We start from the raw sequence: 24076 nt of genomic DNA on the forward strand, positions 1-24076 counted from the left end.
CTAGCGCATTGCCAGCCCAGAGCAACTTGGATTCGCAACGGCCGTCGGCGGCGTAACCGGCGACTGGACCGCCTACCGCGCGTTCGGGCCAGGTCGTGGCGGTTACTGGAGCTTCCTCGGGTCGCCCGCCGACAGCCGCGAGGCATCGCGATGGAGCAGCATGACCTGCTCGGCATCCGACATTCGGTCGTAAATCGGCTCCAGCGCACCGTCTTCATCGAGTGCGAGAGCGCCCGATAGATCGGGTGAAAGTACCGTCAGCTTCTGCTTGATGCCAGGCAGTTCCTCGTTGCCGAGCGTCAGCCAGCTGCTGTCGCCGCAATAGCTGGCGAAGTCTTTGCTGGCGAGAACGCTGTGCGGATATTTCTTGGTCAGGATCTGGAGGCGCTGAACCTCGTTTACAGCCGAACCGAAGACAGAGAATGTGAGCCGGTCGGTAAGCCCGACATTGCCGAACATCACATTGCCGACATGCAGACCGATACCAAATTTTATGTCGGACAACCCCTCTTCCTTTCTGCGCAGGTTGAGATCCACCATGCGCGCCGCGGCCTTGTGCGCTGCCGCAAGAGCAGCCTGGCAGGCGGTCTCGGACTGTGAGCGATGCCTTTCGCAAGGGTAGACGGCAATGAAGCCATCCCCGATGAAACTCATGATCTGCCCGCCTTTGCGATTGAAAGGTGCAGCAACGGCGTCGAAAAACTGGTTCAGCGTATCGATATAGATTTCGCGGCCCGAGGTTTCGGCAAGCCTTGACGACCCGCGCATGTCGCCCATGACCAGCGCGGCCCGGATCGTATCGCCCTCGCCGCGCTTGATCTGACCGTCAAGCACGCGCCTGCCGGCGTCGCCGCCGAGATAAGTGGTCATCATGTTGTCGGCGAGCTTGGTGAGCACCGCCATCTTGGTTGCGATGGCGAGATGGCTCTGGATGCGCAGCAGCGCCGAAATCATGCTGTCGCTGAAGCCCGCGGCACTGTCGGTGGACCAGGACCCCATCATGCCCTGACTGGTGTTGCCGCTGAAGGGAAGGACAAAAGCAATGTAATCGGTGATGCCCATAAGTCGGAGGTCATCGAAAACAGGAAACTCCGACGGCACCGATGGGTCGAGCCGGCGTCGCAGATGCTCGAGCTTGTTGCTGAGCAGATGGTAGTAGGGGCTGGTCAGGAATCTTTCAGACGGCAAGCCGGCCTTATGGCGGAAGCCTTCCACTTCCATGCCCTTGCCGCGAAGCCAGGTAAAGCCAAGCGCATCATAAAGCGGATGAAGCATCGAAAAGCTCAGATGCACCCGCTTCAGCGGCAGGCCGGCAGCAGCCAGCCGTTCGCAAAAGCCTTTTACCAATGTTTCCAGGTCGTTGCCCGCCAGAGCCGATTGGTTCAGCCAATCGGCAACCTTATCCATGAGAATGGTGGAAATTTCTGCTTGCGCCGTGCTCATACGATCTCCAAAACCCGTCGAAGACGAGCCATTATCCTTTGATCCGCCATAACACAGTCCGCCACCGACCCAAAGATAGGACCCTAGTCAACGAGGCCGGCTTGGGCGACAAAAGCCGGCGAAGAATTTCTCGAATGACTATCCTTGCCGGCAAGGAGCAGGCGCAACTGCATCTATTTCCTGGGGTATTATGTGTCGAGGCTGCCGGCGGATTGCAACCATGATCCTGACATCGAAAAAACGACGGGATCAGACCCCTTTCCTCGAAGAGTCTCGGAAAATCGAATTTCCGCAAGCCGTCGTCAGTCCGGCATCTTCGCCTTCAGGCTTGCGGCAGCCATTGCATAACCGCCGGCGGCGCCGTCGATGAAATGAACGTGATCGCGCTGCAGCGGCGAAGCGACGAGGCATGTCATCAAGGCCGATTTCTGGCGGTGCAGGCCATAGTAGCAGATGCCCGCCTCTTCCGCCTGTTTCAGCCGGTTCTCGATCCGTTGCAACACATCCGCGTCAACGTCGATGGTCATTTTCAAGCCGTCGTCGAATTTCCGGAAATCCGAATTGCTCGCCACGTCGCGCTTGTAGACCTTCGGATCGAAACTGCCGATCGTCCAGCCAAATCTATCGGTGACAGCCGTAAGCGTCATCAGGAACACTACCCACAGCTTCGCCAGCCACCGCCGTCCTGCCGGCGCCACGGCCCGCGCCTCGATATCGAGACCGGCGGGCAGTAGACTGTAGTCCGGCCCGTTCACCGGCACCGGGTGGCCGTCGCGTTCCTGCCTGCCGGCAAGGGCGATGATGTCGGAGGCCAGAAACTGAAAACCGCGCAAGTCGCGCGATACCCCCGGTATGGCGATGATCGAGACGATTTCGCCATGCCGGGCTTCGATCGGGTTCCAGCGGCAGGAGAGACCTGTCAAATCCGGCCGCGCGCCGGCCGGCGCAGGATCGATGCGGTAGCGCCCCGCTTTCATCTCGGCTTCCGCCCAACTGCCGCCACCGCCGGCGAACATGGCATAGAAGACCGCTTCGGAGGCCCGGAACCTCGCCACCCGAACGTCGAGGCCTTGCGCTCTTATATCCTTTATTGGCACGATTGCGGCGCGCAAGGTCAGGTCCAGTTCGTCCGCCACCCATCTCTGCACAGCCGCAAGCGCGTTGCGGGTGACCTCCAGCGCCGAGCCCGGAAACGCCACGAGCGCGCCGTCGCCGCCGAAGACAAAGGGGAGATCTTGCCGACCCAGCGCATTGAGCAGCGCCGAAATGACGCTGGCGCCGGCCATATTGACGGTTTTATAGCGCCCGGCCCCGATCGCCTTGGTCGAGCCGACGATGTCGGCGGTGGCCAGCGCCCAGCCATCCGGGATGGGACGATAGTTATCGATATCGGCAACGCTTTCGAACTTTGCGAAGACCGGCAAAGAAGCGACAAACGGGTCGGGCACGGCAGCTGTTTCCATGAGCATCAGATAGCACATTCCACTGCTTGAAGGTGATGTCGATCATGCTTCGAAATTGACTTGCACAGGCTTTCCGATGATAGGGTCTGGCGATGCGAATAGCCTTCTACGCGCCGCTGAAGTCGCCCAACGATCCCGTTGCCTCCGGCGACCGCCAGATGGCACGGATGCTGGTCAAGGCGCTGGAGCATGGAGGGCATAGCGTCGAACTGGCATCCGATTTGCGCTTCTATCTACGCGAACCGGAAGCGAAAAGTTTCGATGCGCTCAAGATCGCGGCCCGAGAGGAAGCCGCGCGGTTGACTAAGCTTTGGGATCGTGACGGCAAGCCCGATCTCTGGTTCTGCTATCATCCCTATTACAAGGCGCCCGATCTGATCGGGCCCGAGCTGGCGTCGGCCTTTGCTGTCCCCTATGTGACTGCGGAAGCCTCCTATTCGAGGCGGCGCAACGCCGGCTTGTGGGCCGATACGCAAGCGTTGGTGGTGCGAGCCGTCGAACAGGCAGCGCTGAACATCTGCTTCACGCAAAGGGATCGTCAGGGACTGACAGAGGCGCTTCCCGGCGCCGCTTTCGGTATGCTTTCGCCCTTCATCGACACCTCGCCGTTCCGAGAAACGCCGGCACGGGGTTGTCCGACGCGCCTCGTTACCGTCGCCATGATGCGTCCGGGCGACAAAGCCGAAAGCTATCGCATGCTGGCGCAAGCGCTCCGTCCGATCGGCCATCTGCCCTGGACCATGTCGGTCGTCGGGGACGGGCCTGCCCGCGACGAGGTCAAAGCGCAATTCGCCGGCTTGCCCGCCGACCGTATCGAATGGCTTGGCGCGATCGAGCCGGCCGCCGTGCCGGATGTCCTCTACAGTGGGGGAATTTACGTCTGGCCGGGTTGCGGCGAGGCCTATGGCGTTGCCTATCTTGAAGCGCAGGCCGCCGGCCTTCCGGTGGTGGCTCAGGACATCGCCGGCGTTCCGGAGGTCGTGCGGCACGGCCGGACCGGGCTTCTCACCCCGCCGGGCGATGTGGCGGCGTTCGCTTCCGCCATTGAAAGGCTTCTGGCTGGTAACGACGAAAGAACCGTCATGGCCGCGGAAGCCAGACGCTTCATCCTCGAAGAACGTTCCCTCGGTGCCGCAGTGGCGCGTCTGGTCGGACTTCTTGCGAAGATCCCGGTTTCATGACATCCGATCAGATCTGGCAGCCCCTGGTGGAAGAACTGGCTTTCCGGCGACGGGCGGGCCGTAAGGCGGAGTTCTGGCTGCGCGACGATGACGCCGTGGATCCGACGCCTGCACTTGATCGGCTGCTCGCCCTCACCGCTGAATTCGCGGTTCCGGTCACTCTGGCGGTCATTCCGGCGCTGACTGATGAGAAGCTTGTCGTCCGGCTTGACGAGGCGCCGCATGCCACGGTCGCCACCCATGGCTGGGCGCACCGAAATCATGCGCCCGAGGACCAGAAAAAGCAGGAGCTCGGCGCGCATCGGCCGCGCGAGGCGGTGCTCGACGATCTGGCTCGCGGGCTGTCGCACGTGACCGGCCTGCACGGCGCACGTGCCGTTCCGATGCTGGTGCCACCCTGGAACAGGATCGACGCCGGCTTGGTATCCGACCTTGGATCGATAGGATTTGCGGCATTGTCTGTCTATGGGCCGCCGAAGCCGGCTTCACTGGCGGTCGTCAACAGCAATGTCGACATCATGGATTGGCATGGCACGCGCGGCTGCCGCGATCATGACGTGTTGGTTCAGGCTATCATAGCGCAATTGCGGCACGACGGCGGCGAGCCGGTCGGCCTGCTCACCCACCATCTCGTACATGATGAATCGGCCTGGCTTTTCCTCGAACGGCTGTTCACAGTCACCGCACGGACTGAAGCCTGCGCATGGCTTCCGATCAGGACATTGATCGGGCGCAGCGCCGGTAGAGCAATTCCAGGAAAAGTGTGAGCGGTTTCCGTCCGGAATTGCGTCAAAACAAGGAGGTAGGGGCAAATAGCTCAGCGCTTTTTGTGCAATGAGACGGGAAATTTGAGCGTCTGGCCATCCCGCGCGGCGAAAGCGCCGGCAAACCTGTCTTTGGCCAGTTTCTCGATCTCGTCCAATTCCTCGTCGGTGCGAGTCGGATCGTGGTGAAACAGCGCAAGCCCCCGCGCACCGGCCGCCTCACAGAGCTTGACGCCCTGTTGCCATGTCGAGTGCCCGTTGCCGCGGCGGGGTTCCATTTCCTCCTCGGTGTAGGTGCAATCGTAAATGACGAGGTCGGCATCTTCGATCAGGCCGAGCACCGCCAGATCGAGCTTGTCCGGCTCGTGTTCGGTGTCTGTGATCACCGCCACGACGCGGCCGCCCCATTCGACCCGGTAGCCTATGCAGCCGCCCGGGTGGGTAAGACTGCCGGTTCGGATCACCACCCCTTCGCGCGGCCGAAGCACGTCTCCGGATACGAAATCGCGGCAGTCGAGGCTTGCCTTGCAAACGTCCATTGTCACCGGAAACCAGGGCGGGCGAATGAACTCATCGACCATCTGCCGGGTCGTCATGCGTCCTGCGAGATGCCCGGACCAAAGCGTAACCTTGACGCTCCGGTCATAGATCGGAGCAAAAGCCGGCAGGCCGATGATGTGATCGTAATGGCAATGGGTGAAAAGCAGGTCGACATCGTTCACGCCCGACGCCCGAAGCGCCCAGCCGGCAGGCCGTATGCCGGAGCCCGCGTCGAACAGAAGCGTATGCTTGCCGCATCGCATCTCAATGCAGATCGTGTTGCCGCCATAGCGAGAGAATTCTGGCCCCGATACCGAAATGCTGCCGCGCACGCCCCAAAATCTGACCAGGAAAACGTCGTCGTCCATGCTAGCCCTTCGCAGTCCCCGTCGCCTATCGTAGCCAAACAACTGCTGCTAGGCGAGACAGGTTTCTCCGGGAGATATTCTAAGCAAGAGGCCAGTGCCGTCACAACGGCGAGGATTGAGCGCACGTCATTCGTTATCTGGCGATTCGTGCGTCGATCAGATCCGCGGTCGTATGGCTCAGGCGATCGGCAAGAACCCGCAATATCTCGATCGTCATTTCCGGGAACTCCTTCATAAGCCTCAGAAAATGATCCTTGCGGATTCTCAAGGCTTCCAGCGGACTTGCCGCTCTGACGGTGGCGGTGCGGGAGCTGTTGCACAATATGGCGATCTCGCCAACAATCGAATTTGGCAGCAATTCGGCAACTTTTATCGGTCCGCTGTCGGAATCGACCAGAATATCCGCCGTGCCTGAAAGGATGACATAGGCCGCGTCTCCCTCGTCGCCTTGCCGGAAAAGGATCTGGCCGGCGCTGTAGCTCACGCGATCGGATGTGAACGCAAGCAGCTTGAGCTTTGCCGGCTCGATGCCAGAGAACAGGGGAACGCGTTGCAGCATTCCAACTTCATCCTTGAGCAGCATTGTCGCAAACCTCAAAATTCGCGTTTGCCAGACTAGACTACGACACCAGTTCCTTAAAGATACCGCTCCCTGCCAAAAGTGTCTCGTGTGTTCCGTCTTCCACCAATTGACCTGAATCGAAGACGACAACGCGATCGAACATCAGCCCCATTGCCGGATTCGTCACGACCCACACAATTGCCGGCGAATGGCCGTCGCGTCTGGCTTCCTCGAGTACGTTTCGAAGCACCTTATCCTGCATGCGCTGGTCGAGCGCCGACAGCGGGCGGTTGAGAATGAGAAAATCGGGACGCTTGAGCAGGGCCCTGGCAACATCAAGCTTCTGTCGCTGTCCGCCCGTCAGCCGTCTGCCGCCGGCGCCGACGTTGAAGTCCAGGCCGACATCCAGAAGTTCGGCATAAAGCCCCAATTCGTCAACAATGTCATAGACGATGGACCGAATGCGATCCGGCGCGTCGGGATGGTTGTTGCCCACACGCCCGAACAGGACATTGTCCATCACGGTGGCTGCGGCAATGTATTTGGCAGGATCATACCGTTCGATCGCATTTTGCAGCTCGGGCGGCAGATTTTCATAGAACCGGTTGCGTGCAGCGACGATCTTGCTCATCAGCTCGTCGCTGAGCAGGCCAAAGCGGTGCCGGGGCTCAATATAGGCAAAGCTCAGGGTGACGATCATGGCCCGGTCGTTCTCCGAAACCGCCTCGTACGGACGGTTCTTGAGTCGTTGCAGCAAGGTTTCGTAGGCGGGTATCTCCTCGGCGCTCATGAAGGTGAGCTGCTGGAAGAACTGGTGATCGGGCGGCAGGTCGGCAAACAGCTCGATCGCCTGTTGGGCGATCTCCATGCCCATTTCGTAGAGCGTGCGGTCGAGGCCGGCCTGCCTCAGCACGGAAGCAAAATACGGATTGGCCGCGAGAGCCCTGTCGGCCAGCTCGGGGCCGGCGGCGGCGCCGAAGAGCAGGTTTTGGCCGATCGTTGCTTCCTTGTTGTAGGCGCCAGGTTCGAAAGGAACCACCAGTTCGCTCAGCCCTTCGCGTTCCAGCCGGGTTCGCAGCGCAGCACGCAGTTCGACGATCCGTCTGGCAAGCTCCGTGTGACGCGTGAGGTCGGCCGAAGAGCGCAAGCCAAGATCCAGAATGTCGCGTGACAGAACAACCGCGTCGAGCACCCGACGTACGGCTTCAAAGAGGTCGTGCGGGCCGGTAGCGCCGGCGGAAGCATAGTTGATCCAGTCGCTGTGGATATCAAGCTCGGGATTGCCCGAGCGGCGCGCCTCGTCGATGTTCCAGCGCTGCTGCTCTGCCGCGGCACCGTCATAAGGCACCGATGTCAAGGGCGCGTGCTTCAATCCGTAGAGCAGGTTGTCGCGCAGGCTTGCCTGGAACAGGAAAACATCCGACGAGGCATAGGACATGCGCCGGCCGGTCACGGCTTCCGGGAGTTCAAGCAGGTCGTCGGCGCCGGAAGCGACCCTTCCGCTGGCCGGCCAGTTCAGCCGCGCGAAGGCTTCCGCAAGCGCCTCCGCTCCGCCTGTTGCGGTACTGACCAGCGCAACCGTCTCACCGGGCTTGACCTGGAGGGAGATCCGGTCGAGGAGCATTGCACCGCCATCGTCTGCCATGGATAGACTGATCGCCGACAGCGGGTGGGTCATCGGATCGGGATCGTCGATCGTCAATGCCCCGATTCTCGGCGCGATGAGACCCTCGACGGTGAACTGCTCAACGACCTGCTGATACTTGACCTGGACATCCTGCCGATCCTGATCCCAGTCGATCAGTTCCTTCATCGGTCCGGGCAGGTCCTTGTAGGCGCCGATCACGGCCACGAGCTGGCCGACGTCCAGCCGCCCCTGGATGACCAGGTATCCGCCGATCATGTAGAATAGAAAGGGCGTGAGCTGCGCGAGAAAATTGTTGAGGAACTTCACCATGAATTTCCATTGGTAAAGATCGAAGCGGATCTTGAAGATGAGCCCGAGCCGTGCAGCAATGTCGGCGCGCTCGTAGTTTGACGTATCGTGGACGTGAACCGCGCCGATGCCGTCGACGATTTCGCCAACCCGGCCCGAAAGCGCGCGCGCCGTCAACTGCCGTTTGCGCCCGAGCACGATGAGCCGCCGCCGCATTCGCGGGATGAGCACGATCTGGATCGCCACGATCACAACCGCTATCATTCCGAGCCAGAAGTTCTGGACCATGATGAACAGCATGGCCGTCAGCGCCTGGCCGCCGAGCAGCACCGGCTGCAGGAAGGCGTCGCCGATGAAGCCGCCAAGCGGCTCCACCTCGTCCTTCACCATGGTCGCCACTTCGGCGGATTTCACCCGCTTGAAATAAATCGGCGGAAACCGCAGCACACGATCGACCAGGTCGAAGCGGATACGCCGCAGCATGCGTTCGCCGAGACGGCCCTTGTAGGTGTTGATGTATAATTTGAACAACCCGTTTATGATGACGAGTAAGAGGAACACAACGCTGAGGGCAAACAGCGTCGCCGTGCGGTCGAGCTGAAAACCGGAGAAGAACTGCACCTCTCCAATGAACGGCAGGTTATAGTGTAGCCTCATGAATGACTGGGTCGCGCCCGGCTGCTCGAAGCCCTTACCTTGGATCGGGCCGTTGACGATCAGCTTCGGCAGGTCGAAGGACATGAAATACGGGATCATCGAAAGCAGGACGATCGTCAATATCCAGAGCTGCTGCTTCCTGGTGTGCGTCCAGATATAGCGGGCTAGGCTGGGTTCCATGCGACTATTTCAGTTGGAAGGAAGCAAAGAGATCGCCCTGCGTTCGACGGTGGAAGGAAGCTGCGGGGCGGGGCGATCCAGTTCCGGCGGATGGTCGAGGATGGGCATTGTCGGCCAGCGAAAGAAGTAGCTCGCCAAACGGTTCGCGGCTTCCGTATGGTTTTGGCGAATAGCCGAGCAGCACGAGGCCGCGGCTGGGTGGCTGGTGCTGGTCGATCGACGCCGATGATCCGGACAGATGCAAGCGGCTCTCACCGGCACCGGGCAATGGCGAAGCGGCTTGCAGCATAATTATGTCCGCGAATCAAACAGCCTTGCGGGAGGCAAGATTGCGTTGTGTCGCCCAAAATCCCAACATACAAGACGAATATGATGGATGTCACGCAACCACGCAATGCCGGGATGGACTGGCACGAGCAAGCCTTGGACCTCACGCGGGGAATTGCCGCCTATGTCGACTGCCCTCTCGTGGCGGGGCTGGCGCGCGTCATCGCCAAGCATCCGCAGGCCGATATCGCCAACGCCTTCAACCACAAGCAGGTCGCCTGCAAGATGTGGGCGCTCGACAGGCTGTTCGAAAGCTGCGGCGGCCGGTTCGGGCGCATATGGGTTTTGGGTGGGTGGTACGGCGTATTGCCGGCAATGCTTTTCAACGACGCCCGCTTCGACATCGCGGCGGTCGATAGTATCGACATCGATCCCGAAGTCGCGCCGGTCGCCAGGACCCTCAACCGGCAAGCCGGTGACCGGTTCCGGGCGCTGACGGCAGATATGTACGCACTCGACTATGCGGCCGGACGGCCCGACCTGACGGTCAATACGAGCTGCGAACACATAGCCGATCTGCGCGCCTGGCTTGCTCTGCTTCCGCGGGGCGCGAATGTACTGCTGCAATCGAACGATTATTTCAGCGAGCCAACGCACATCAATTGCGTGGCTTCACTTGCAGCCTTCGAAGCAATGGCGGCGCTGCGGGAGGTGCGGTTCTCCGGCGAACTGCCGACAAAAAATTATACGCGCTTCATGCTGATTGGAACTGTTTGATGCATTTTGCCCAAGAGTCCGTAGCGTTCACGGGACAACGACATACATAAAAACAATGACTTGAAGCGCTTCGCACAAATCTCATCGGACGCGACGTCCGTTAGAGCATGATCCCGAAAAGTGGGAACCGGTTTTCGGAGAAAGATCATGCTCCAACAAAGAGTTAGATCGTGATGGCGATTCAACGAAACGCCATCACGGTCTAGCGTCCAGCGGCTGTTTGATCGTGAACTTTTCCGGAATCGGGCCCCCCTTTTAGGGACCATGTTCGATATCGCTCGCGCAGGATTTGCGCCGAGCGACGCGCGCCTTCCAGATCGAGACGATGCGCGGATGGCGTCGGTCCCACAAGCGCCTGTTCGATCGCTTGCGCCAAACCTCCAGGCGTCAGGTCCTTTTCCATCAGCACCGTTGCAAGACCGAGTTCCTCGAGCATCAGGGCGCGTACCGTCTGTTCGGTTTCCCCGCCGGCTGCAAACGGAACGAGCAGGGAGCGACAACCCGCGCGCAGGACATCGCAGACCGTGTTGTAACCCGCCTGCGAGACCGACAGGCGGGCGCCGGTCAGCAGGCTGGCGAAATCCTCGCGGAACCGGAAGATGGACAGGCCCGGCGTCGCATCGCGTGCGATCGGGTCAAACTCGTCTTTCGGCAGGTTTGGGCCGGTGATCAAACACCATTTCCAAGCGTTGCTGGCCTTCCGCGCCGCTGCGATGGTGGAGCTGACAAGGCTCTTTCCGGCAGCCCCGCCGCCAACCGACACCAGAACGTCGAAGCGCTCGGCGGCCGCGGGCGGTGGCGGCGCGGCAACGAGCCCTGTGTAGGTGACCTCGGTCCTGATCGCCCCGGCCAGCGGAAATGTCTTGTCGATGGTTGCGAAAGCCGGATCACCGTGGACCATGACAAGGTCGAAATGCCTGTTGACGAGATCGACCGTTTCCTCGTCTCGGCCCGGCTTGACGCGCTCCTGAAGGATATCCCGGACGGACGTCGCCAGCAGCGGTCTGGGCGACGTCGCCTCGATGGCCTCGATCAGCGGCAAGAGTTCGAAACGCATCTGCCGGCGTCCAAATGGAAACGCCTCGACAATGACGATATCGGGCCTGCAATCCCGGAATGCCTGCAGCAGCATCTCTGAACGGCATTTCTTGAAATCATCGTCGATGGGTTTGCCCTGCAGGTCGACAAGCGCGGAAAATCCCTCATCACCGGAAGTGACGGGTGGCAAGGTTACAGATTTTACACCCGGTCCCGGAAACCCCGCGATCGGCGCTCCACCGGTCACGACGGTTACGTCAAACCCGTCATCGACCAGAGCCGCCGCAATGCGGCTGGCGCGCGCGAGATGGCCGATACCGAGCAGGTGCTGGACATAGAAGAAAGCGCGCAGCCGCTTCATTCGGCAGCCTGCCACTCCTGCTGGAACAGTTGCTTGAGCTGTCCAATGCTTGCCATATGATCGAAATTGCTTCGCACGCGCCGCTCCGCGGCCTCGCCGAGGCGGGCGCGCAGCGCGGGATCACGGATCAGGCGCTCCAGCGCCTGCGCCAGGGCAATTGGGTCTTCCGTCGGAACCAGCAGCCCGGTTTCATCCGGCGACAAAAGCTCCGGCACGCCGGAAATATCGGTCGACACGCAGGCAAGCCGCTGGCTGGCCGCCTCCACCAGAACATTCGGCAGACCGTCCCGGTCGCCATTTGCGGTGATCCTGCAGGCCAGGGCGAAAATGTCGGCGCCTCGGTAGTGCTCAAGCACCTCCTCCTGCGCAAGTGCGCCTTTCCAGGAGACGCGACCATCCAGTCCGAGCTTTTGCGCCAGCGCCTTGAGCCGTTCAAGTTGCTCGCCGCCGCCGACATGCTCGAAACGCCACGCCAATTCGCCAGGCAAGAGGGCAAGCGCCTCCAGCAAGGTATCGTAACCTTTCTTTTCAACGGCGCGCCCGACGCTCAGAACGACAACCGGTTCGCCCGGCGCCGAGCCATCATGCTGTTTTCGCTCCGCGCCGAAACTGCCGAAGCGATCAAGGTCGAGCCCATGATAGCTCAGATGCACAGTCGAGCTGCCGTTAGCGAGTTTTTTCAGGCGGTCGAAGCCGGCTTTCGTGCAAGTGACCGTCCAGCGCGCCGAGGAAAGCTTGCCAGCCAGATCCCAGTCCGCCGAAGTCCAGATGTCCTTGGCATGGGCCGAGCAACTCCAAGGCAGTCCACGAAGCTGGCTGGCGTAGCGCGTCACCGATGCCGGTGTGTGCGCGAAATGTGCATGCAGCCAGCCCGCGTCTTGCGGCCATTCGGCTGCCAGCACGAGCGCTTGCCCAAAGCGGCGCGCGCGATTGCGCGTAAAGTCGCGGCGGATATCGGTAGCCAGCGATCCGAGCGCGCGCCAGAAGCCCGGCCGCGGCAGATAAGCAAACAGCGAGCGGGCTACGCGCAGCGGCTCTTCATGCAGATATTCCGGCAGATAATGGACGGGCGCTTTGATCTCGTCATGGACGGGGTGGCGTTTTGCGTCGGTCGGCCGCCTGAGCGCGACGAGTATAAGGTCGAACCCCGCACGCTCCAGACCGAGCAGCTCCTGCGCGATGAAGGTTTCCGACAGCCGCGGATAGCCCTTCAGAACCACGACGATTTTGCGATGTTGCAACTCAGCTCATGCCTTCGATGACCGAAAGGTGAAGGCCGGCCCGCCGGTCGAGCAGTTCGGCGACGATTTCGGAAATATGAGGCAGCCCTTCCAGCGTCAGATGCGGATTGCTCTGCGATGGGCGGGGCCGGTCCGGCAACACCTCCAGTGCATCGGCAAACCGCTGGGAGTCCTCGGCTTTTTCCGGCAAAAGCATTTCGATGAGGCCGAGTTCGGCTGCGCGCCGTGCTCGGATCAGTTGTTCCTCGCGGGGCTCGACGCGCGGCACGATCAGCGCGGGCTTGTCGAAAGACAGGATCTCGCAATAGGTGTTGTAACCGCCCATCGCGACAACCGCCTTGGCGCCGGCAATCAGCTCCTCCATGCGGTTGTCGAAGTCGATGATCTTGATATAGGGGATCTTGGCCCCCTTCTTGCGCAGCTTGTTGCGCTTGCGTGCCGGCATGTAGGGCCCAAGCACGATCAGCGCCCTATGCTGCAATTGCGGATCCTGCTGATAGGCATCGATGACGTCGTGGATCAGTTCGGCGCCGTCACCGCCGCCGCCGGTGGTAACGAGGATATAGTCGCCCTCGGGCCGGTGGCCAGGCAACTCGTTCTGCGGCAGGCTCCGTTGCAGGAAACCGACGAACTTCATCTTTGCCCTGACCGCAGGCGGCACATCCAGGCCGGTCAACGGATCGTAGAAATCCGGCGGACCATAAACCCAGACCTTGTCGTAGAACAGGCCTATCTTGCGCATCACATCCCTGCGTGCCCACTCTGCTTCGAGCAGATGCGGCGCGTCCATCACCTCGCGCAGGCCAAGCACGAGCGTGGTGCCCCGCGTCTTGAGGTAGGACAGCGTATCCTCGATCTCACCGCGCAGGCCGAGCGGTTCCTTGTCGACGATGAAGATATCCGGCCGGAAGGTCTCGGCCGTGTGGCGGATGATCGACTGGCGCATCCTCAGCGTCTCATGCAGATCGATATCCTTCTCCAGCGAGGTGTATTCGCCGTTGCGCAACTTGATGACGCTGGGGATCTTCACGAAGTCGACACGGGCGCGGTAGTCGAAGGCGCCAGCGATGGTCGCACCCGAAATGATAAGCACCTGAAGTCCGTGGAAATCCTCGACCAGGGAATGCGCGATCGTCCGGCAGCGCTGCAAGTGGCCGAGCCCGAACGTATCGTGGCTGTACATGAGAATTCGAGCGTCTTGTGCGTGCTGGGTCATTGTTGAACGTCTCTTAGAATTCTCGCCTTGAGAACCGTGGGCGGCTCCGCAGTATCCGAAACCGCCCACGCGGGTCTACCTGTTGTGGAACATGAGGGCGCAATTTTCAATTTGTATTACCCAACAGCGTCCAAGGATGGCGCACGCTCTCCTTGATAGTGCCTTCAAGCGGATCGTCGTCCGCTATACAGCCTTCGACAATGTTGTCCAATTCGAGCCGCCGCGTGACAGCGCCTCGTGGCTGAAAGTGGCCGGCTATCACCAATTCGAACGTATTCTGTGGAATGCCTGTCAGATAGGCTTTGTGATCGCCTGAGCCGGAAAGGGGAAAGCGGTATCCAAAAGATGAAGGCGAATCCCGCTGTCTCGCCAATATACCTGATGCCTGATCGGCATGCGAAAGGACAAGGTCGCCGGGCGTCGCACGGCGCCTATTGTTGTGGAACCATCTCGCGCGCCATCAGGTGCACGACGCAGGCCTGCACGACCGTCTGCGGGAAAACGGCGTTGATCGCCTCTGGAAAACCCTTCAAGCCGTCGACGACGGCAATGAAGATGTCGGCGACACCACGGTCCTTCAGTTCATTCATGACGCGCAGCCAGAACCTGGCGCCTTATCCAGATGCCCAGTATCTCCTCGCTGCCGTCGGGCAGGATGCCGAGCGCGATGTAAATCGCCTTGTTGCGGACGTTTGAGCATCGACCCTCCTTTCTGTTTTACGATTCTGAAGCGCGCCCACGGGACCGCAGCCGGCCTGGCGAGAGGCCTTTCAATCTGGTCACGACACGGTTCATATGCGCCTGATGTGTGAAACCCGTGCGTTGCGCGATCTCGGCCAACGGCAGATCGTCCCTGGCCTTCCGAAGGCCGGCTTGCATGCCCAGGTCCCGGCAGCCAGCGCTTGCGCCGGAGGCCGAGGTCGGAATGCCCTGCTCCGGTGGCTAAATAAACACCGCCAAGTACCCGGCGCGAACTCGCAACGATGACGTCTTGCCCCGCAACATCGGTTTCTTCAAGGTAGGGCAACAACGGACATAGATGTCGTTGCTTGCCGATTTGACCGGAAGGTTACAGCACGATGCCACTCATGATTGGACGATTGGGGGCCAGGAATCTGGCGCGCCTGCCACGACGTCTCGGAGATCTGACAGCGATGTTAGCTCTGATTGCCAAGCCGCTTGTCTTCGGGATCGCCCTCCTGTTGGCTGGCCCGGCACTGGCGCAGGCGCCGGCGAGCGTACCGCCTGAAAAGGTCAAACAGCTATTCGAGCTTCTCGACGATCCGTCCGTGAAGGCCTGGATGGCCGGACAACGAAATCAGGACGCCGGGTCGACGGGAGCGCCTGCCGAGGTAGCAACTCCGCCGGCCGACGCGTCGCCCAACGCCGTGGCCGCACCGGGCCAGATGAATACGATGGCGTCCTCTGCACTCGATGGGATCAAGCATCATATCGAAAGAATCGCGCGAACTTTGCCCTTGCTGCCAGGCCAGTTCGCGCGCGTTCGGGCAGAGACCATGGACGATATGTCCAGCAAGGGATCGGCCGGCGTGCTTTTGCTGATCGCGATGTTCATCGCTGCCGGCGTGGCGCTCACCTGGGCAACGTACAGGCTCACCCGTCCGTTTCGTCTTTGGATCATCGCGCAGCCGAAGGACACACCCATCGGGCGGGCCAAGAAGATTGGCGGCCGCACGCTCTATTCCAGCCTGCTGATCGTCTCGTTCGCGCTGGGCAGCGCCGGCGCGTTCATGTTGTTCGACTGGCCAATGCTTATCCGCGAGATCGTGCTGACATTTCTGATGGCTGCAGTCGCCACAGCGGCTGTGCGCATGTACCTCGCAGCCATGCTCGTGCCTTCCTTCATGCAGGTCGAGAACGCCGTCGAGGTTCGCGCTTTGCCGATCACAAACGAGACGGCTGACCATTGGTTCTATTGGCTACCCCGGATCGTCGGCGTCTTCGCCTTCTTCGCCGCCGCGTTTATCCTCTTGCCGGGTCTCGGCATCGACCGGGACGGAATGATGGTCCTGTCGGTGGGCGCCGATTTCGTGCTGCTGCTGCTCTTGCTACTTGCGATTTGGCGTCGGCCAAGAACACAGCGAGAGGGTGCGCATCATACGGCAGCGACGTGGTTGCTGACTTCCTATTTCGTCGTTCTGTTCCTGCAGCGCATCGCCGGCCTTTATATACTCTTCTGGTTCACCTTCGCCGCATTCTTCCTGCCTTTGGCGATCGTGCTGGCGCAGCGCGGGGTCAATTTCGTCCTGCGACCGGGTTCGGAAGAAGCTGGCCGGCCTACGATCCCGGCGGTGACGATCGCTGTCATCGATCGCGGAATCCGGATGATCTTCATCCTGGCGGCGGCTTATTTTCTCGCGCGTATCTGGGGTCTGGACATGCAGTCCATGCAAGACGGCGATACGACGACCATGCTCGTACTGCGCGGCCTGATCAATATCATCGTCATTGCGCTTGCCGCCGATTTCGGCTGGTCGATCATCAAAGCGTTGATCGAACGAAAGCTGGGCATCGAAACACCGCACGCGGTGATGGGCGAGGAGGACGTCCCGACCCTCGATCCTCAGCAGGCTCGCCTGCGCACGCTGTTGCCGATCATCCAGAACATTCTGCTTGCAGTAATCGTCGTGATGGCGGTGCTGATGATACTCGCCTCGGTGGGTATCCAGATCGGCCCGCTGATCGCCGGCGCCGGCGTCGTTGGCGTCGCGGTGGGATTTGGGGCACAAACCATCGTCAAGGACGTCATTTCGGGGGTGTTTTTTCTGCTCGACGATGCGTTTCGCGTTGGCGAATACATTACATCCGGCCGCTATGTGGGAACGGTGGAGAGCTTTTCGCTGCGCTCGGTGAAGCTGCGCCACCATCGTGGCCCGCTGTTCACAATACCTTTCGGTGAACTCGGGGCAGTCCAGAACCAGAGCCGTGACTGGGTCACCGACAAATTCAACATCACCGTCGGCTATGACACCGATATCGACCTCGCTCGCAAACTGATCAAGCGAATCGGCCTTGAACTGGCGGAAGATCCCGAGTTCAAGCACTGGGTGCTCGTACCGATCAAGATGCAGGGCATACAGGAGTTTGGCGAGTACGGCATCGTATTGAGGGTCAAGGTGACAACCAGACCGGGAGGCGCCTTCGGCATGAAAGGCAAATTCTACGTACGCCTGCGCCAAGTCTTCAAGGAGCAGGGCATCGAACTTCCATTTCCGACCGTCCACATCCAGGGGCTACAGAACCCACATGGAGCAGAGAATGCGCCGTTGGAGATCGCACCCGAGTTAAAAATCGCCGTCGCGCAGTCGCACGCCAATCGGCGGAGAAAAAAAGCTAACACGACGGAGTAGGAAAGCTGTAGCACTTGCCAGTCGCAGCGTGACTTTCCGCGCATCGATCGCGAAGAGGTCAAGGAGTTTCCGCGCGACCTGAATTGAGGTGGTGGCGGCCCACGGTGCTCAGCAGCGTCGATCAGTCGGCCTTGCTCAGTTGCGGCTTCGCGCCAGCATCTTTTCGGCGAAGGCCTCCACCTCGCCTTCGCGCGGTTCTTTGCCCGTGTGGGTGAGCAGGTAGGCCGGCGTCAGGAAGAGACGGTTGCTCACCGGCTCGACGATTTCGAGCGAGTAGTAGCCGATCTGGGTGAAGTACAGCACGCGCGCCCGCACGAACGCTTCCGTGTCCGCGTAGCCGTGCCGCGAAAACATCGCCCGGATGGCGTCGACCCGCGCGTCGTCCTCCTCGGTCACGATCCGGTGCACTTCGGCGGACTGGCGCGACCAGGCGCGCACGGCGAAATCCAACCGCGGATTGAACAGCTTCTCGTCCAGCCAGCACTCGAAGACGTTGAGCACGGCCTTCGTTATCGACGCGGCGGGCCGGCCGGCCTGCTCGACGATGAATCGGGTGTTATTGTTGCGCCAATGGTCCAGAAGCTGATCCAGCAGGTCCTGGCGGCTCTTGAAATACCAGTAGAAGCTGGAGCGGGAGACGTTCAGCTTCTGCCCGAGCGCGAGCACGCGCACCGCCTCAACGCCCTCGGAGATCAGCGTCTCCAGCGCGAGCTTCATCCAGTCCTCGCGCGTCACCTTGGTGTTGCCGGTCAGACCGGACCGGCGCACGACGTCTTCAACACTGGAATCGGAGAGCATAGCGGGCCAGGCAACATTTAATTTAACCGCGGCTAGATAGACCTGAAAGCGAGCCGCTACAACGCCGCCGATTGTTCGAGCCATTCCCAAAGATAGGGCGCGAAACCGCGGTCAACGTGGAGACGCCCCCGGTTGGGATTGCCGAAGCGGTAGAAGAGCACATTGACGCCGGCGAAAAGGATCGAAGCCGAGCGGCTTGCTTGTCCCGGATCGAGCGCAGTGCCCCGCGCGACCAGACCGGCCAGCCCCGGCCCCTCGATCTCGAACGCATGCAGCCCGGCATCCACGACCGAGACCGCGAAACCGGCCTCGTGCCAGCCGGCCGCGATGGGAAATGGCGGCTCACCGACGGCAAGAACGCGATCGCGCGCGATCCGCACCATGTATCTGTCGCCGCTGGCAACCGCGCCGGCTCCGACGCCCTCACCCGCGAGGCCGGAAGCCTGCGACCAGGCCGTCAGGTCGCCGCTGACCAGGAGCTGGCTCAGCCCGCCAAGCGTGCGCATGCCGAGGCCGTCCTTGTTCAGCGTTGCGGTGGTCCAGTCCGGCGCTGCCGGCCACTTTTCGGCAAGGTTACGCATGCAGCCGCCTCCCTTCCGGATCGAAGGCGCAGGGCGCGGCTATGGTGGCCTGCCGCACAACGCCGAGATGTTGAACGTCGATCGTTTCGCCGTGCCGCGCTGCGCCGCGTTCGATGAGCGCCAGGGCAACCGGGCGCCCCAGGGTCGGACTTTGATAGCTCGAAGTGACGAAGCCGATGCCTCGGAGGCGGCCCCCGCTTTTCTCGACGCCGTGCGCGCCGGTCGCCAGCGGCGCCTCGCCTTCGCGGACCGCGAGGCCGACGAGCTGGTTGCGATCGGTTCGGTTCGCCGCTTCCGTGAAAAGCGAGCGCCGGCCGACGAATTCACCTGTACGTTTGCTGCGCGGCCCCGCCACGCCCAGGTCGTGCGGCATGATGTTGCCGTCGGTGTCCTTGCCGATGACGATGTAGCCCTTCTCGGCGCGCAGGATCATCAAGGATTCCAGCCCGAGCAGAACGGCGTCGAACGCGCGGCCCTCCTGCTGCATCCTTGCCCACAGCGCCTCGGCCCGGTCGGCGCGAATGGAGATTTCGTAACTTCGGTCGCCGGTGAAGGAGACCCGGGTTATACGCACCTCGTCGCCGGCAAAGCGGCCGGTGGCGACGGCCATGTGCGGCAAGCTGGCATCGTCCAGCGCAGCAGCCAGATCGAGCGCTTCCATCAGCCTGCGCGCATTCGGACCCGACACGGTCAAGGTAGCGTATTGCGCGGTGGCGTTATGGATATAGACGGCATCGCGGCCGAAGCGGTCTTGCCGCCATTCTTCGAGACGAGCATGGACGGCGGCGACATGCGACGAGGAGCACGAGACGATGAAGCGGCGCTCGTCGAGCCGGACGAGAACGCCGTCATCGAACACGACGCCGTTTTCCGACAGCATGAAGCCGTAGCGGCAATGGCCGGGCTTCAGGGTCGACATGGTGTTGTAGTAGATGAAGTCGACGAATTCCGCCGCGCGCGGGCCGATCACCTCGATCTTGCCGAGCGTCGAGCCGTCGAAGAGCGCGACGGATTGCCGGGCGCGCCGTGCTTCCTCCTGGATTGAAGCCCTGGCCTCGCCGCGTCCGTAGTATGCCGGCCTCAGCCAGCCGCCATATTCCTGGAACACCCCGCTTGCGGCGCGATGGTTTGCCTCCAGCGGCAGACGGCGGACCGGGGCATGCATGCTTCCGCGACGCGCTCCCGCCAGGCTGGCGAACGGGACAGGCGTGAATGGCGGCCGGTAGGTCGTGGTGCCAACTTCCGCGATGGCGCGGCCGGTGACATCGGCCAGCAGTGCCAGGCCGTTCAGGTTCGACGTCTTGCCCTGGTCCGTCGCCATGCCGAGCGTCGTGTAGCGCTTCAGATGCTCGACGGAGACGAAATTCTCCCGCGCCGCCAGCTCGACATCCTTGGCGGTGACGTCGCTCTGGTAGTCGATCCACACACGGCCCCTGGCCTTGGGCTTCGGCCATAGGCTGACAACGCCCAAGGTCGCTTCCGCCCCCGTGCTGCGCGGCGCGGGCAACGATGCGGCGCCGAACGAACCGATGGCCGCTGCGCCGCTGGCCAAGGTCTCGGAAAGCGAGACCGTGCCGGCCACGGCGCCGGCCACACCGATTCCGTCGATTGACTCTCCCGGAATGAAAGCCGCCAGTTGATCGCTCCAGGCGAGCTTGCCCTTTGCCTGCGAAAACAGGTGCACGGTGGGTGTCCAGCCGCCGGAGACGAGCACGCAGTCGGCCGCGAGCGCCGTGCCGTCATCGAGCAGCACGCCTTCAACGCCATTGCGTCCGCGCGCCGCCGCCACCATCCGCCCCGCCAGAACGCGGATGCCGGTCCTCGCTTGCGCGCCGCCGTCGCGCCGGCAATCGACCACCGTCACCGAGGCGCCGGCCGCGGCAAGCGCCGAGGCCGGCTCGTAGGCGCTGTCGTTGTTGGTGGCGACCACGATCTGGCGGCCGACAAGCACGCCATGCCGGCGCAGATAGCTGAGCGCCGCGTCGGCGGAGAGAATCCCCGGAAGGTCGTTGTTGGCGAACGGAACCGGCCGCTCGATCGCTCCCGTCGCCAGCACGATGCGGCGCGGCCGCACGCGCCACAGCGTGTCGGGCCGACCGTCGCGGTGCCGCTGGTTGAGCGCGACCAGATTGTGATCGTAGAGGCCGAAGGCGGTTGTTTCCGTGAGCACGACGTGGCCGCCGCTCTTCAGCCTGGCAACCGTCGCATCGACCCACGCCGTCCCCTCGACACCATCGACTTCGCCGGCGCGGTGGCGCAGCGATCCGTTGGGATGCGTCCGGTCGTCGACCAGGACAACCGAGTATCCGGCCGCCGCAGCGCCGGCAGCCGCGGTGAGGCCGGCCGGTCCGGCGCCGACCACCAGGACGTCGCAGTGATGGTTGATCTGGTCCGCCACCCGGCGCGGCTTCCAGTCGCGGTCGACGACACCAAGCCCGGCCATCGCGCGGATGCGCGGCTCGAACAGATGCCAGTCCGGTCACATAAAGGTCTTGTAGTAGAAGGCGGCAGGCAGGAAGCGGGCAAAGCGGTCCAGCACCGCATTGCGGTCGGCCAGAGCCGTCGGCGACGCGTTGACGCTTCTGACGACGATGCTGTCGCTCGCCGGCACCGTCGTCGCCCGCGCATTCGGCATGCGGCCGTCGGCGCTCTCGACGTCGACCAGTGCGTTGGGCTCCTCCACGCCGGAGCCCCAGATGCCGCGCGGCCGGTGATATTTGAAACTGCGGCCGACAACGGCCTGGCCGCTCGCCAGCAGGGCAGAGGCGATCGTGTCGCCGGCAAAACCCTCGATGCGCCTGCCGTCGAAGGTGAAGGTCAGCCGGCGCGCGCGATCGATATCGCTGCCGCCATTGGGGAGACGCGAAGCGCTCATGCGCCGTTCTCCGTTTCGCCGAGCGCGGAAGAATCCGAGACCTTATGGCTGACGCTGTCGCGGCTCATCGCGAAGAATTCGCCGCAGGTAAGATGCACCCATATCTCGCGGGTTGGCCCTTTCGGATTGTCGCGCATATGGAGATAGCCGGCCCAGCGCTCGGCCGTCACGTCGCTGCCGTCGGGCCTCAGATTGCCGGCCTCGCCGCCATAGTGAAATTCGCTTTCTTCGCGCGGTCCGCAGAACGGACAGGGAAAGAGCTGCATCTTGTTCTATACCTTCAATGGGCAATGCCGGAGCCGGCCGCCTCGTCGATCAGCCGGCCGCGGGCGAAGCGGTCGAGATCGAAAGGCCGGCTGATGTCGTGGTGGCTGCCGGTGGCAAGCAGGTGGGCGAGCAGCGTGCCGCCGGCCGGAATCGCCTTGAAGCCGCCAGTGCCCCAGCCGCAATTGAGGAACAGGCCGCGCAGCGGCGATTCACCGATGATGGGCGAGGAATCCGGGACCACGTCGACGATACCCGCCCATTGCCGCATCATCTTCAGCTGGCCGAAGATCGGGAACATGTCGAGCATGCCGGCGATCACGCCTTCCAGCACCGGCAGGTTGCCGCGCTGGCCATAGGATGGGATGCGGTCGAGCGCGCCGCCGATGACCAACTCGCCCTTGTCCGACTGGCTGACATAAACGCCCGTGTCCGGCGAGATCACCACCGTGTCGATGATCGGCTTGACCGGTTCGGACACACAGGCCTGCAATGCGTAGGAGTTGACCGGCAGCCGGAATCCCGCCTTCGCCGCCAGCACCGACGAATGGCCGGCCACCGCCATTCCCGTCCGCTCGGCCCGGATTTCGCCGCGCGACGTGACGACGCCGCGGCAGCGTCCGTTTTCGATGATGAAGCCGGAAATCTCGCAGTTCTGGATGATGTCGACACCGAGACGGCTGGCGGCGCGCGCATAGCCCCAGGCGACGGCATCGTGGCGGGCGGTTCCGCCGCTGGGCTGCCACGTCCCGCCATAGACCGGGTAGCGGGCATCCAGGCTGAAATTATAGATCGGCACGACGCGGCGCACGTCCTCGACCGAGAACAATTCGCAGTCGATGCCGTTGGCCTGGATGGCGTTGACGGACCGCGCCGCGGTTTCCATTCCCGCTTCGCTGTGCGCGAGGGTGAGGATGCCGCGCGAGGAAAACATCACATTGTAGTTCAGGTCCTTCGAAAGCGTCTTGTAGAGGCTGTGCGCCAGCCCGTAGATCGCCGCGCTTTCGGGATAGAAGTAATTGGAGCGCACCACGGTGGTGTTGCGGCCGGTGTTGCCGCCGCCGATCCAGCCCTTCTCGAGCAAGGCCACGTTGGTGACGCCGTGATTCCTGGCGAGATAGTACGCAGTGGCGAGGCCATGGCCGCCGCCGCCGATGATGATGGCGTCATAGCGCGGTTTGGGCTCGGGCGAACGCCAGGCCTTTTCCCAGCCGGTCTGGCCGGCGACGCCTTCCTTGAAGAGCGAAAGCGCTGAATAGTGTCTTGTCATGCGCTCAAGCCCGCATCGTCAGGCGACTGGTATCGCATCGGTACGCAGGAGCATTGAGACGCCGCGCCGCCGGCGTGATGCCAAACCGGCGCAATCAACTCGCCTCGCCCTTGAAGGTCCATAATCCATTCCGTCCCGCTGGCGTAGGCCATCGACCTTCGCGCGGCGCGACCTTAACTCGAATGTACACCTGTGTCCATTCGAGCGCGGACATAATCCGAAATCTATTCGGCGACAAGGATCTGCGGTCGTTGCGAATGTCGGGCCCTGGCGCTCAACGACCTTGCTGATTGCGTGATAAGGGGGTGGTGCCGTCCCGATCTCAAGCCGGCGCGCCGCACGGGGGCGGCACGGCGATCACGGCATTGTGAAATGCATTTGCGCGCATCGGCCCGACGGCGGATTTGCTTTGCTTGGTGATCCCCCGTCGATAGGGCAAACTGCCTCCCGGGCTGTCTGGAGGAGAAATGAGAGCGCGCGCAGCGACGGTCGGAGACCTCGAGGATGTTTTCCGCGGCCTGTCCAAGCGAATGTCGGACGAGTACCTGGCGGCCGGCAAGGACAGCAAGGCCGCCTACGACAATCTGATGATGAACCTGAAGGAAGGCCGGGCTCATGCGCTGGTCCAGGACGACAAGGCCGTCGCCATCATCGCCTGGCATGAGCACGGCGACGCGGCCGACACGCTGTTTGCCGCACAGGAGGACTTCTTCAGCGCGGCAACCGTTCGCTTCTGCAAGCGCCACATCCGCCATATCCAGGCGCTCGCCGGCAACCTTCCCGTACACTCGCGCAGCTGGCTGCGTGGACCGGACGTCGCAAGATGGTTTCGGGTCATCGGCTATGTCGACCGGGGGCGGGAGAACGGCGCCACCCTGTTCGAGCTGCCGCCGTCCCCTACCGGCTGAGGCGGCTTGCACCGC

At 62.2% G+C, this 24076-nt stretch carries 20 protein-coding genes and 1 pseudogene; 6 read left to right on the top strand and 15 right to left on the bottom strand.

Annotation, left to right across the window (positions count from 1 at the left end):
• Positions 1-102: 102 nt before the first annotated feature.
• Positions 103-1443 carry an adenylate/guanylate cyclase domain-containing protein gene (locus EJ071_RS35740; protein ID WP_126102048.1) on the bottom strand — a complete coding sequence of 447 codons (1341 nt, stop codon included), beginning with the start codon at positions 1441-1443 and terminating at the stop codon, positions 103-105.
• A 302-nt stretch (positions 1444-1745) separates the two neighbouring features.
• Positions 1746-2924 carry a DUF3095 domain-containing protein gene (locus tag EJ071_RS35745; protein WP_126102049.1) on the bottom strand — a complete coding sequence of 393 codons (1179 nt, stop codon included), beginning with the start codon at positions 2922-2924 and terminating at the stop codon, positions 1746-1748.
• Positions 2925-2998: 74 nt separating this feature from the next.
• Here EJ071_RS35745 and EJ071_RS35750 point away from each other — a divergent pair, with 74 nt between their 5' ends.
• A complete protein-coding gene (locus tag EJ071_RS35750) occupies positions 2999-4087 on the top strand; it encodes a glycosyltransferase family 4 protein (protein ID WP_126102050.1) in 1089 nt (362 codons plus the stop codon).
• Positions 4084-4854 carry a polysaccharide deacetylase family protein gene (locus EJ071_RS35755; RefSeq protein ID WP_126102051.1) on the top strand — a complete coding sequence of 257 codons (771 nt, stop codon included), beginning with the start codon at positions 4084-4086 and terminating at the stop codon, positions 4852-4854. The genes EJ071_RS35750 and EJ071_RS35755 overlap by 4 nt, the downstream gene beginning before the upstream one ends.
• 50 nt (positions 4855-4904) lie before the next feature.
• On the opposite strand, the gene EJ071_RS35760 is transcribed toward EJ071_RS35755, so the two are convergent.
• The 3 genes from EJ071_RS35760 to EJ071_RS35770 all read right to left on the bottom strand — a co-directional run bounded on the left by EJ071_RS35760 (position 4905) and on the right by EJ071_RS35770 (position 9094).
• A complete protein-coding gene (locus EJ071_RS35760; RefSeq protein ID WP_126102052.1) occupies positions 4905-5759 on the bottom strand; it encodes an MBL fold metallo-hydrolase in 855 nt (284 codons plus the stop codon).
• Between the two features lie 133 nt (positions 5760-5892).
• A complete protein-coding gene (locus tag EJ071_RS35765) occupies positions 5893-6342 on the bottom strand; it encodes a cyclic nucleotide-binding domain-containing protein (protein ID WP_126102053.1) in 450 nt (149 codons plus the stop codon).
• A 37-nt stretch (positions 6343-6379) separates the two neighbouring features.
• Complete coding sequence (locus EJ071_RS35770) at positions 6380-9094, bottom strand: ABC transporter ATP-binding protein (RefSeq protein ID WP_126102054.1); 2715 nt, start codon at positions 9092-9094, stop codon at positions 6380-6382.
• Between the two features lie 372 nt (positions 9095-9466).
• On the opposite strand from EJ071_RS35770, the gene EJ071_RS35775 reads away from it, so the two are divergent.
• Positions 9467-10138 carry a class I SAM-dependent methyltransferase gene (locus EJ071_RS35775; protein WP_126102858.1) on the top strand — a complete coding sequence of 224 codons (672 nt, stop codon included), beginning with the start codon at positions 9467-9469 and terminating at the stop codon, positions 10136-10138.
• A gap of 202 nt (positions 10139-10340) precedes the next feature.
• On the opposite strand, the gene EJ071_RS35780 is transcribed toward EJ071_RS35775, so the two are convergent.
• The 3 genes from EJ071_RS35780 to EJ071_RS35790 are packed head-to-tail and all read right to left on the bottom strand — an operon-like array spanning position 10341 to position 13994.
• A complete protein-coding gene (locus EJ071_RS35780; protein WP_126102055.1) occupies positions 10341-11537 on the bottom strand; it encodes a glycosyltransferase family protein in 1197 nt (398 codons plus the stop codon).
• The gene (locus tag EJ071_RS35785; RefSeq protein ID WP_126102056.1) at positions 11534-12778 is read right to left on the bottom strand and encodes a glycosyltransferase; all 1245 of its coding nucleotides are present in this window, start codon (positions 12776-12778) and stop codon (positions 11534-11536) included. The genes EJ071_RS35780 and EJ071_RS35785 overlap by 4 nt, the downstream gene beginning before the upstream one ends.
• A gap of 1 nt (position 12779) precedes the next feature.
• Positions 12780-13994, bottom strand: coding sequence for a glycosyltransferase family protein (locus EJ071_RS35790; RefSeq protein ID WP_126102057.1), 1215 nt, complete (start codon positions 13992-13994; stop codon positions 12780-12782).
• Between the two features lie 136 nt (positions 13995-14130).
• Between EJ071_RS35790 and EJ071_RS35795 the strand changes: the two genes are divergently transcribed.
• On the top strand, positions 14131-14310 hold the full coding sequence (locus EJ071_RS35795) for a hypothetical protein (RefSeq protein WP_126102058.1): 180 nt from the start codon (positions 14131-14133) through the stop codon (positions 14308-14310).
• A 142-nt stretch (positions 14311-14452) separates the two neighbouring features.
• On the opposite strand, the pseudogene EJ071_RS35800 reads toward EJ071_RS35795, so the two are convergent.
• Positions 14453-14684, bottom strand: a pseudogene (locus tag EJ071_RS35800) (transposase); the annotation flags it as partial.
• Positions 14685-15148: 464 nt separating this feature from the next.
• Between EJ071_RS35800 and EJ071_RS35810 the strand changes: the two are divergent.
• On the top strand, positions 15149-17365 hold the full coding sequence (locus EJ071_RS35810; protein ID WP_126102060.1) for a mechanosensitive ion channel family protein: 2217 nt from the start codon (positions 15149-15151) through the stop codon (positions 17363-17365).
• 135 nt (positions 17366-17500) lie between these two features.
• On the opposite strand, the gene EJ071_RS35815 is transcribed toward EJ071_RS35810, so the two are convergent.
• The 6 genes from EJ071_RS35815 to EJ071_RS35835 are packed head-to-tail and all read right to left on the bottom strand — an operon-like array spanning position 17501 to position 23153.
• On the bottom strand, positions 17501-18163 hold the full coding sequence (locus EJ071_RS35815) for a TetR/AcrR family transcriptional regulator (protein WP_126102061.1): 663 nt from the start codon (positions 18161-18163) through the stop codon (positions 17501-17503).
• A gap of 56 nt (positions 18164-18219) precedes the next feature.
• The gene (locus tag EJ071_RS35820) at positions 18220-18744 is read right to left on the bottom strand and encodes a hypothetical protein (protein WP_126102062.1); all 525 of its coding nucleotides are present in this window, start codon (positions 18742-18744) and stop codon (positions 18220-18222) included.
• The gene (locus EJ071_RS35825; RefSeq protein WP_245460103.1) at positions 18737-21187 is read right to left on the bottom strand and encodes an FAD-dependent oxidoreductase; all 2451 of its coding nucleotides are present in this window, start codon (positions 21185-21187) and stop codon (positions 18737-18739) included. Before EJ071_RS35825 ends, EJ071_RS35820 begins: the two co-directional genes overlap by 8 nt.
• A 36-nt stretch (positions 21188-21223) precedes the next feature.
• Positions 21224-21619, bottom strand: coding sequence for a 2Fe-2S iron-sulfur cluster-binding protein (locus EJ071_RS39865; protein WP_245460104.1), 396 nt, complete (start codon positions 21617-21619; stop codon positions 21224-21226).
• Positions 21616-21885, bottom strand: coding sequence for a sarcosine oxidase subunit delta (locus tag EJ071_RS35830; RefSeq protein ID WP_126102063.1), 270 nt, complete (start codon positions 21883-21885; stop codon positions 21616-21618). The genes EJ071_RS39865 and EJ071_RS35830 overlap by 4 nt, the downstream gene beginning before the upstream one ends.
• A gap of 14 nt (positions 21886-21899) precedes the next feature.
• Positions 21900-23153 carry a sarcosine oxidase subunit beta family protein gene (locus tag EJ071_RS35835; protein WP_126102064.1) on the bottom strand — a complete coding sequence of 418 codons (1254 nt, stop codon included), beginning with the start codon at positions 23151-23153 and terminating at the stop codon, positions 21900-21902.
• Between the two features lie 467 nt (positions 23154-23620).
• Here EJ071_RS35835 and EJ071_RS35840 point away from each other — a divergent pair, with 467 nt between their 5' ends.
• Positions 23621-24061 (top strand): hypothetical protein, encoded by a 441-nt coding sequence (locus tag EJ071_RS35840; RefSeq protein WP_126102065.1) that lies wholly within the window; start codon positions 23621-23623, stop codon positions 24059-24061.
• Positions 24062-24076: the final 15 nt, after the last annotated feature.

This window comes from Mesorhizobium sp. M1B.F.Ca.ET.045.04.1.1 (genome assembly GCF_003952465.1).
GTDB classification, from domain to species: domain Bacteria; phylum Pseudomonadota; class Alphaproteobacteria; order Rhizobiales; family Rhizobiaceae; genus Mesorhizobium; species Mesorhizobium shonense.

What these genes read in the sequence shown, in the direction of transcription:
- EJ071_RS35810 (WP_126102060.1), top strand. Translation starts at nt 15,149, where the DNA reads ATGTTAGCTCTGATTGCCAAGCCGCTTGTCTTCGGGATCGCCCTCCTG.
- EJ071_RS35830 (WP_126102063.1), bottom strand. Translation starts at nt 21,885, where the DNA reads ATGCAGCTCTTTCCCTGTCCGTTCTGCGGACCGCGCGAAGAAAGCGAA.
- EJ071_RS35820 (WP_126102062.1), bottom strand. Translation starts at nt 18,744, where the DNA reads ATGCGTAACCTTGCCGAAAAGTGGCCGGCAGCGCCGGACTGGACCACC.
- EJ071_RS35825 (WP_245460103.1), bottom strand. Translation starts at nt 21,187, where the DNA reads ATGGCCGGGCTTGGTGTCGTCGACCGCGACTGGAAGCCGCGCCGGGTG.
- EJ071_RS39865 (WP_245460104.1), bottom strand. Translation starts at nt 21,619, where the DNA reads ATGAGCGCTTCGCGTCTCCCCAATGGCGGCAGCGATATCGATCGCGCG.
- EJ071_RS35755 (WP_126102051.1), top strand. Translation starts at nt 4,084, where the DNA reads ATGACATCCGATCAGATCTGGCAGCCCCTGGTGGAAGAACTGGCTTTC.
- EJ071_RS35835 (WP_126102064.1), bottom strand. Translation starts at nt 23,153, where the DNA reads ATGACAAGACACTATTCAGCGCTTTCGCTCTTCAAGGAAGGCGTCGCC.
- EJ071_RS35745 (WP_126102049.1), bottom strand. Translation starts at nt 2,924, where the DNA reads ATGTGCTATCTGATGCTCATGGAAACAGCTGCCGTGCCCGACCCGTTT.
- EJ071_RS35760 (WP_126102052.1), bottom strand. Translation starts at nt 5,759, where the DNA reads ATGGACGACGACGTTTTCCTGGTCAGATTTTGGGGCGTGCGCGGCAGC.
- EJ071_RS35815 (WP_126102061.1), bottom strand. Translation starts at nt 18,163, where the DNA reads ATGCTCTCCGATTCCAGTGTTGAAGACGTCGTGCGCCGGTCCGGTCTG.
- EJ071_RS35770 (WP_126102054.1), bottom strand. Translation starts at nt 9,094, where the DNA reads ATGGAACCCAGCCTAGCCCGCTATATCTGGACGCACACCAGGAAGCAG.
- EJ071_RS35740 (WP_126102048.1), bottom strand. Translation starts at nt 1,443, where the DNA reads ATGAGCACGGCGCAAGCAGAAATTTCCACCATTCTCATGGATAAGGTT.
- EJ071_RS35750 (WP_126102050.1), top strand. Translation starts at nt 2,999, where the DNA reads ATGCGAATAGCCTTCTACGCGCCGCTGAAGTCGCCCAACGATCCCGTT.
- EJ071_RS35765 (WP_126102053.1), bottom strand. Translation starts at nt 6,342, where the DNA reads ATGCTGCTCAAGGATGAAGTTGGAATGCTGCAACGCGTTCCCCTGTTC.
- EJ071_RS35840 (WP_126102065.1), top strand. Translation starts at nt 23,621, where the DNA reads ATGAGAGCGCGCGCAGCGACGGTCGGAGACCTCGAGGATGTTTTCCGC.
- EJ071_RS35775 (WP_126102858.1), top strand. Translation starts at nt 9,467, where the DNA reads ATGGATGTCACGCAACCACGCAATGCCGGGATGGACTGGCACGAGCAA.
- EJ071_RS35795 (WP_126102058.1), top strand. Translation starts at nt 14,131, where the DNA reads ATGGCGCACGCTCTCCTTGATAGTGCCTTCAAGCGGATCGTCGTCCGC.
- EJ071_RS35780 (WP_126102055.1), bottom strand. Translation starts at nt 11,537, where the DNA reads ATGAAGCGGCTGCGCGCTTTCTTCTATGTCCAGCACCTGCTCGGTATC.
- EJ071_RS35790 (WP_126102057.1), bottom strand. Translation starts at nt 13,994, where the DNA reads ATGACCCAGCACGCACAAGACGCTCGAATTCTCATGTACAGCCACGAT.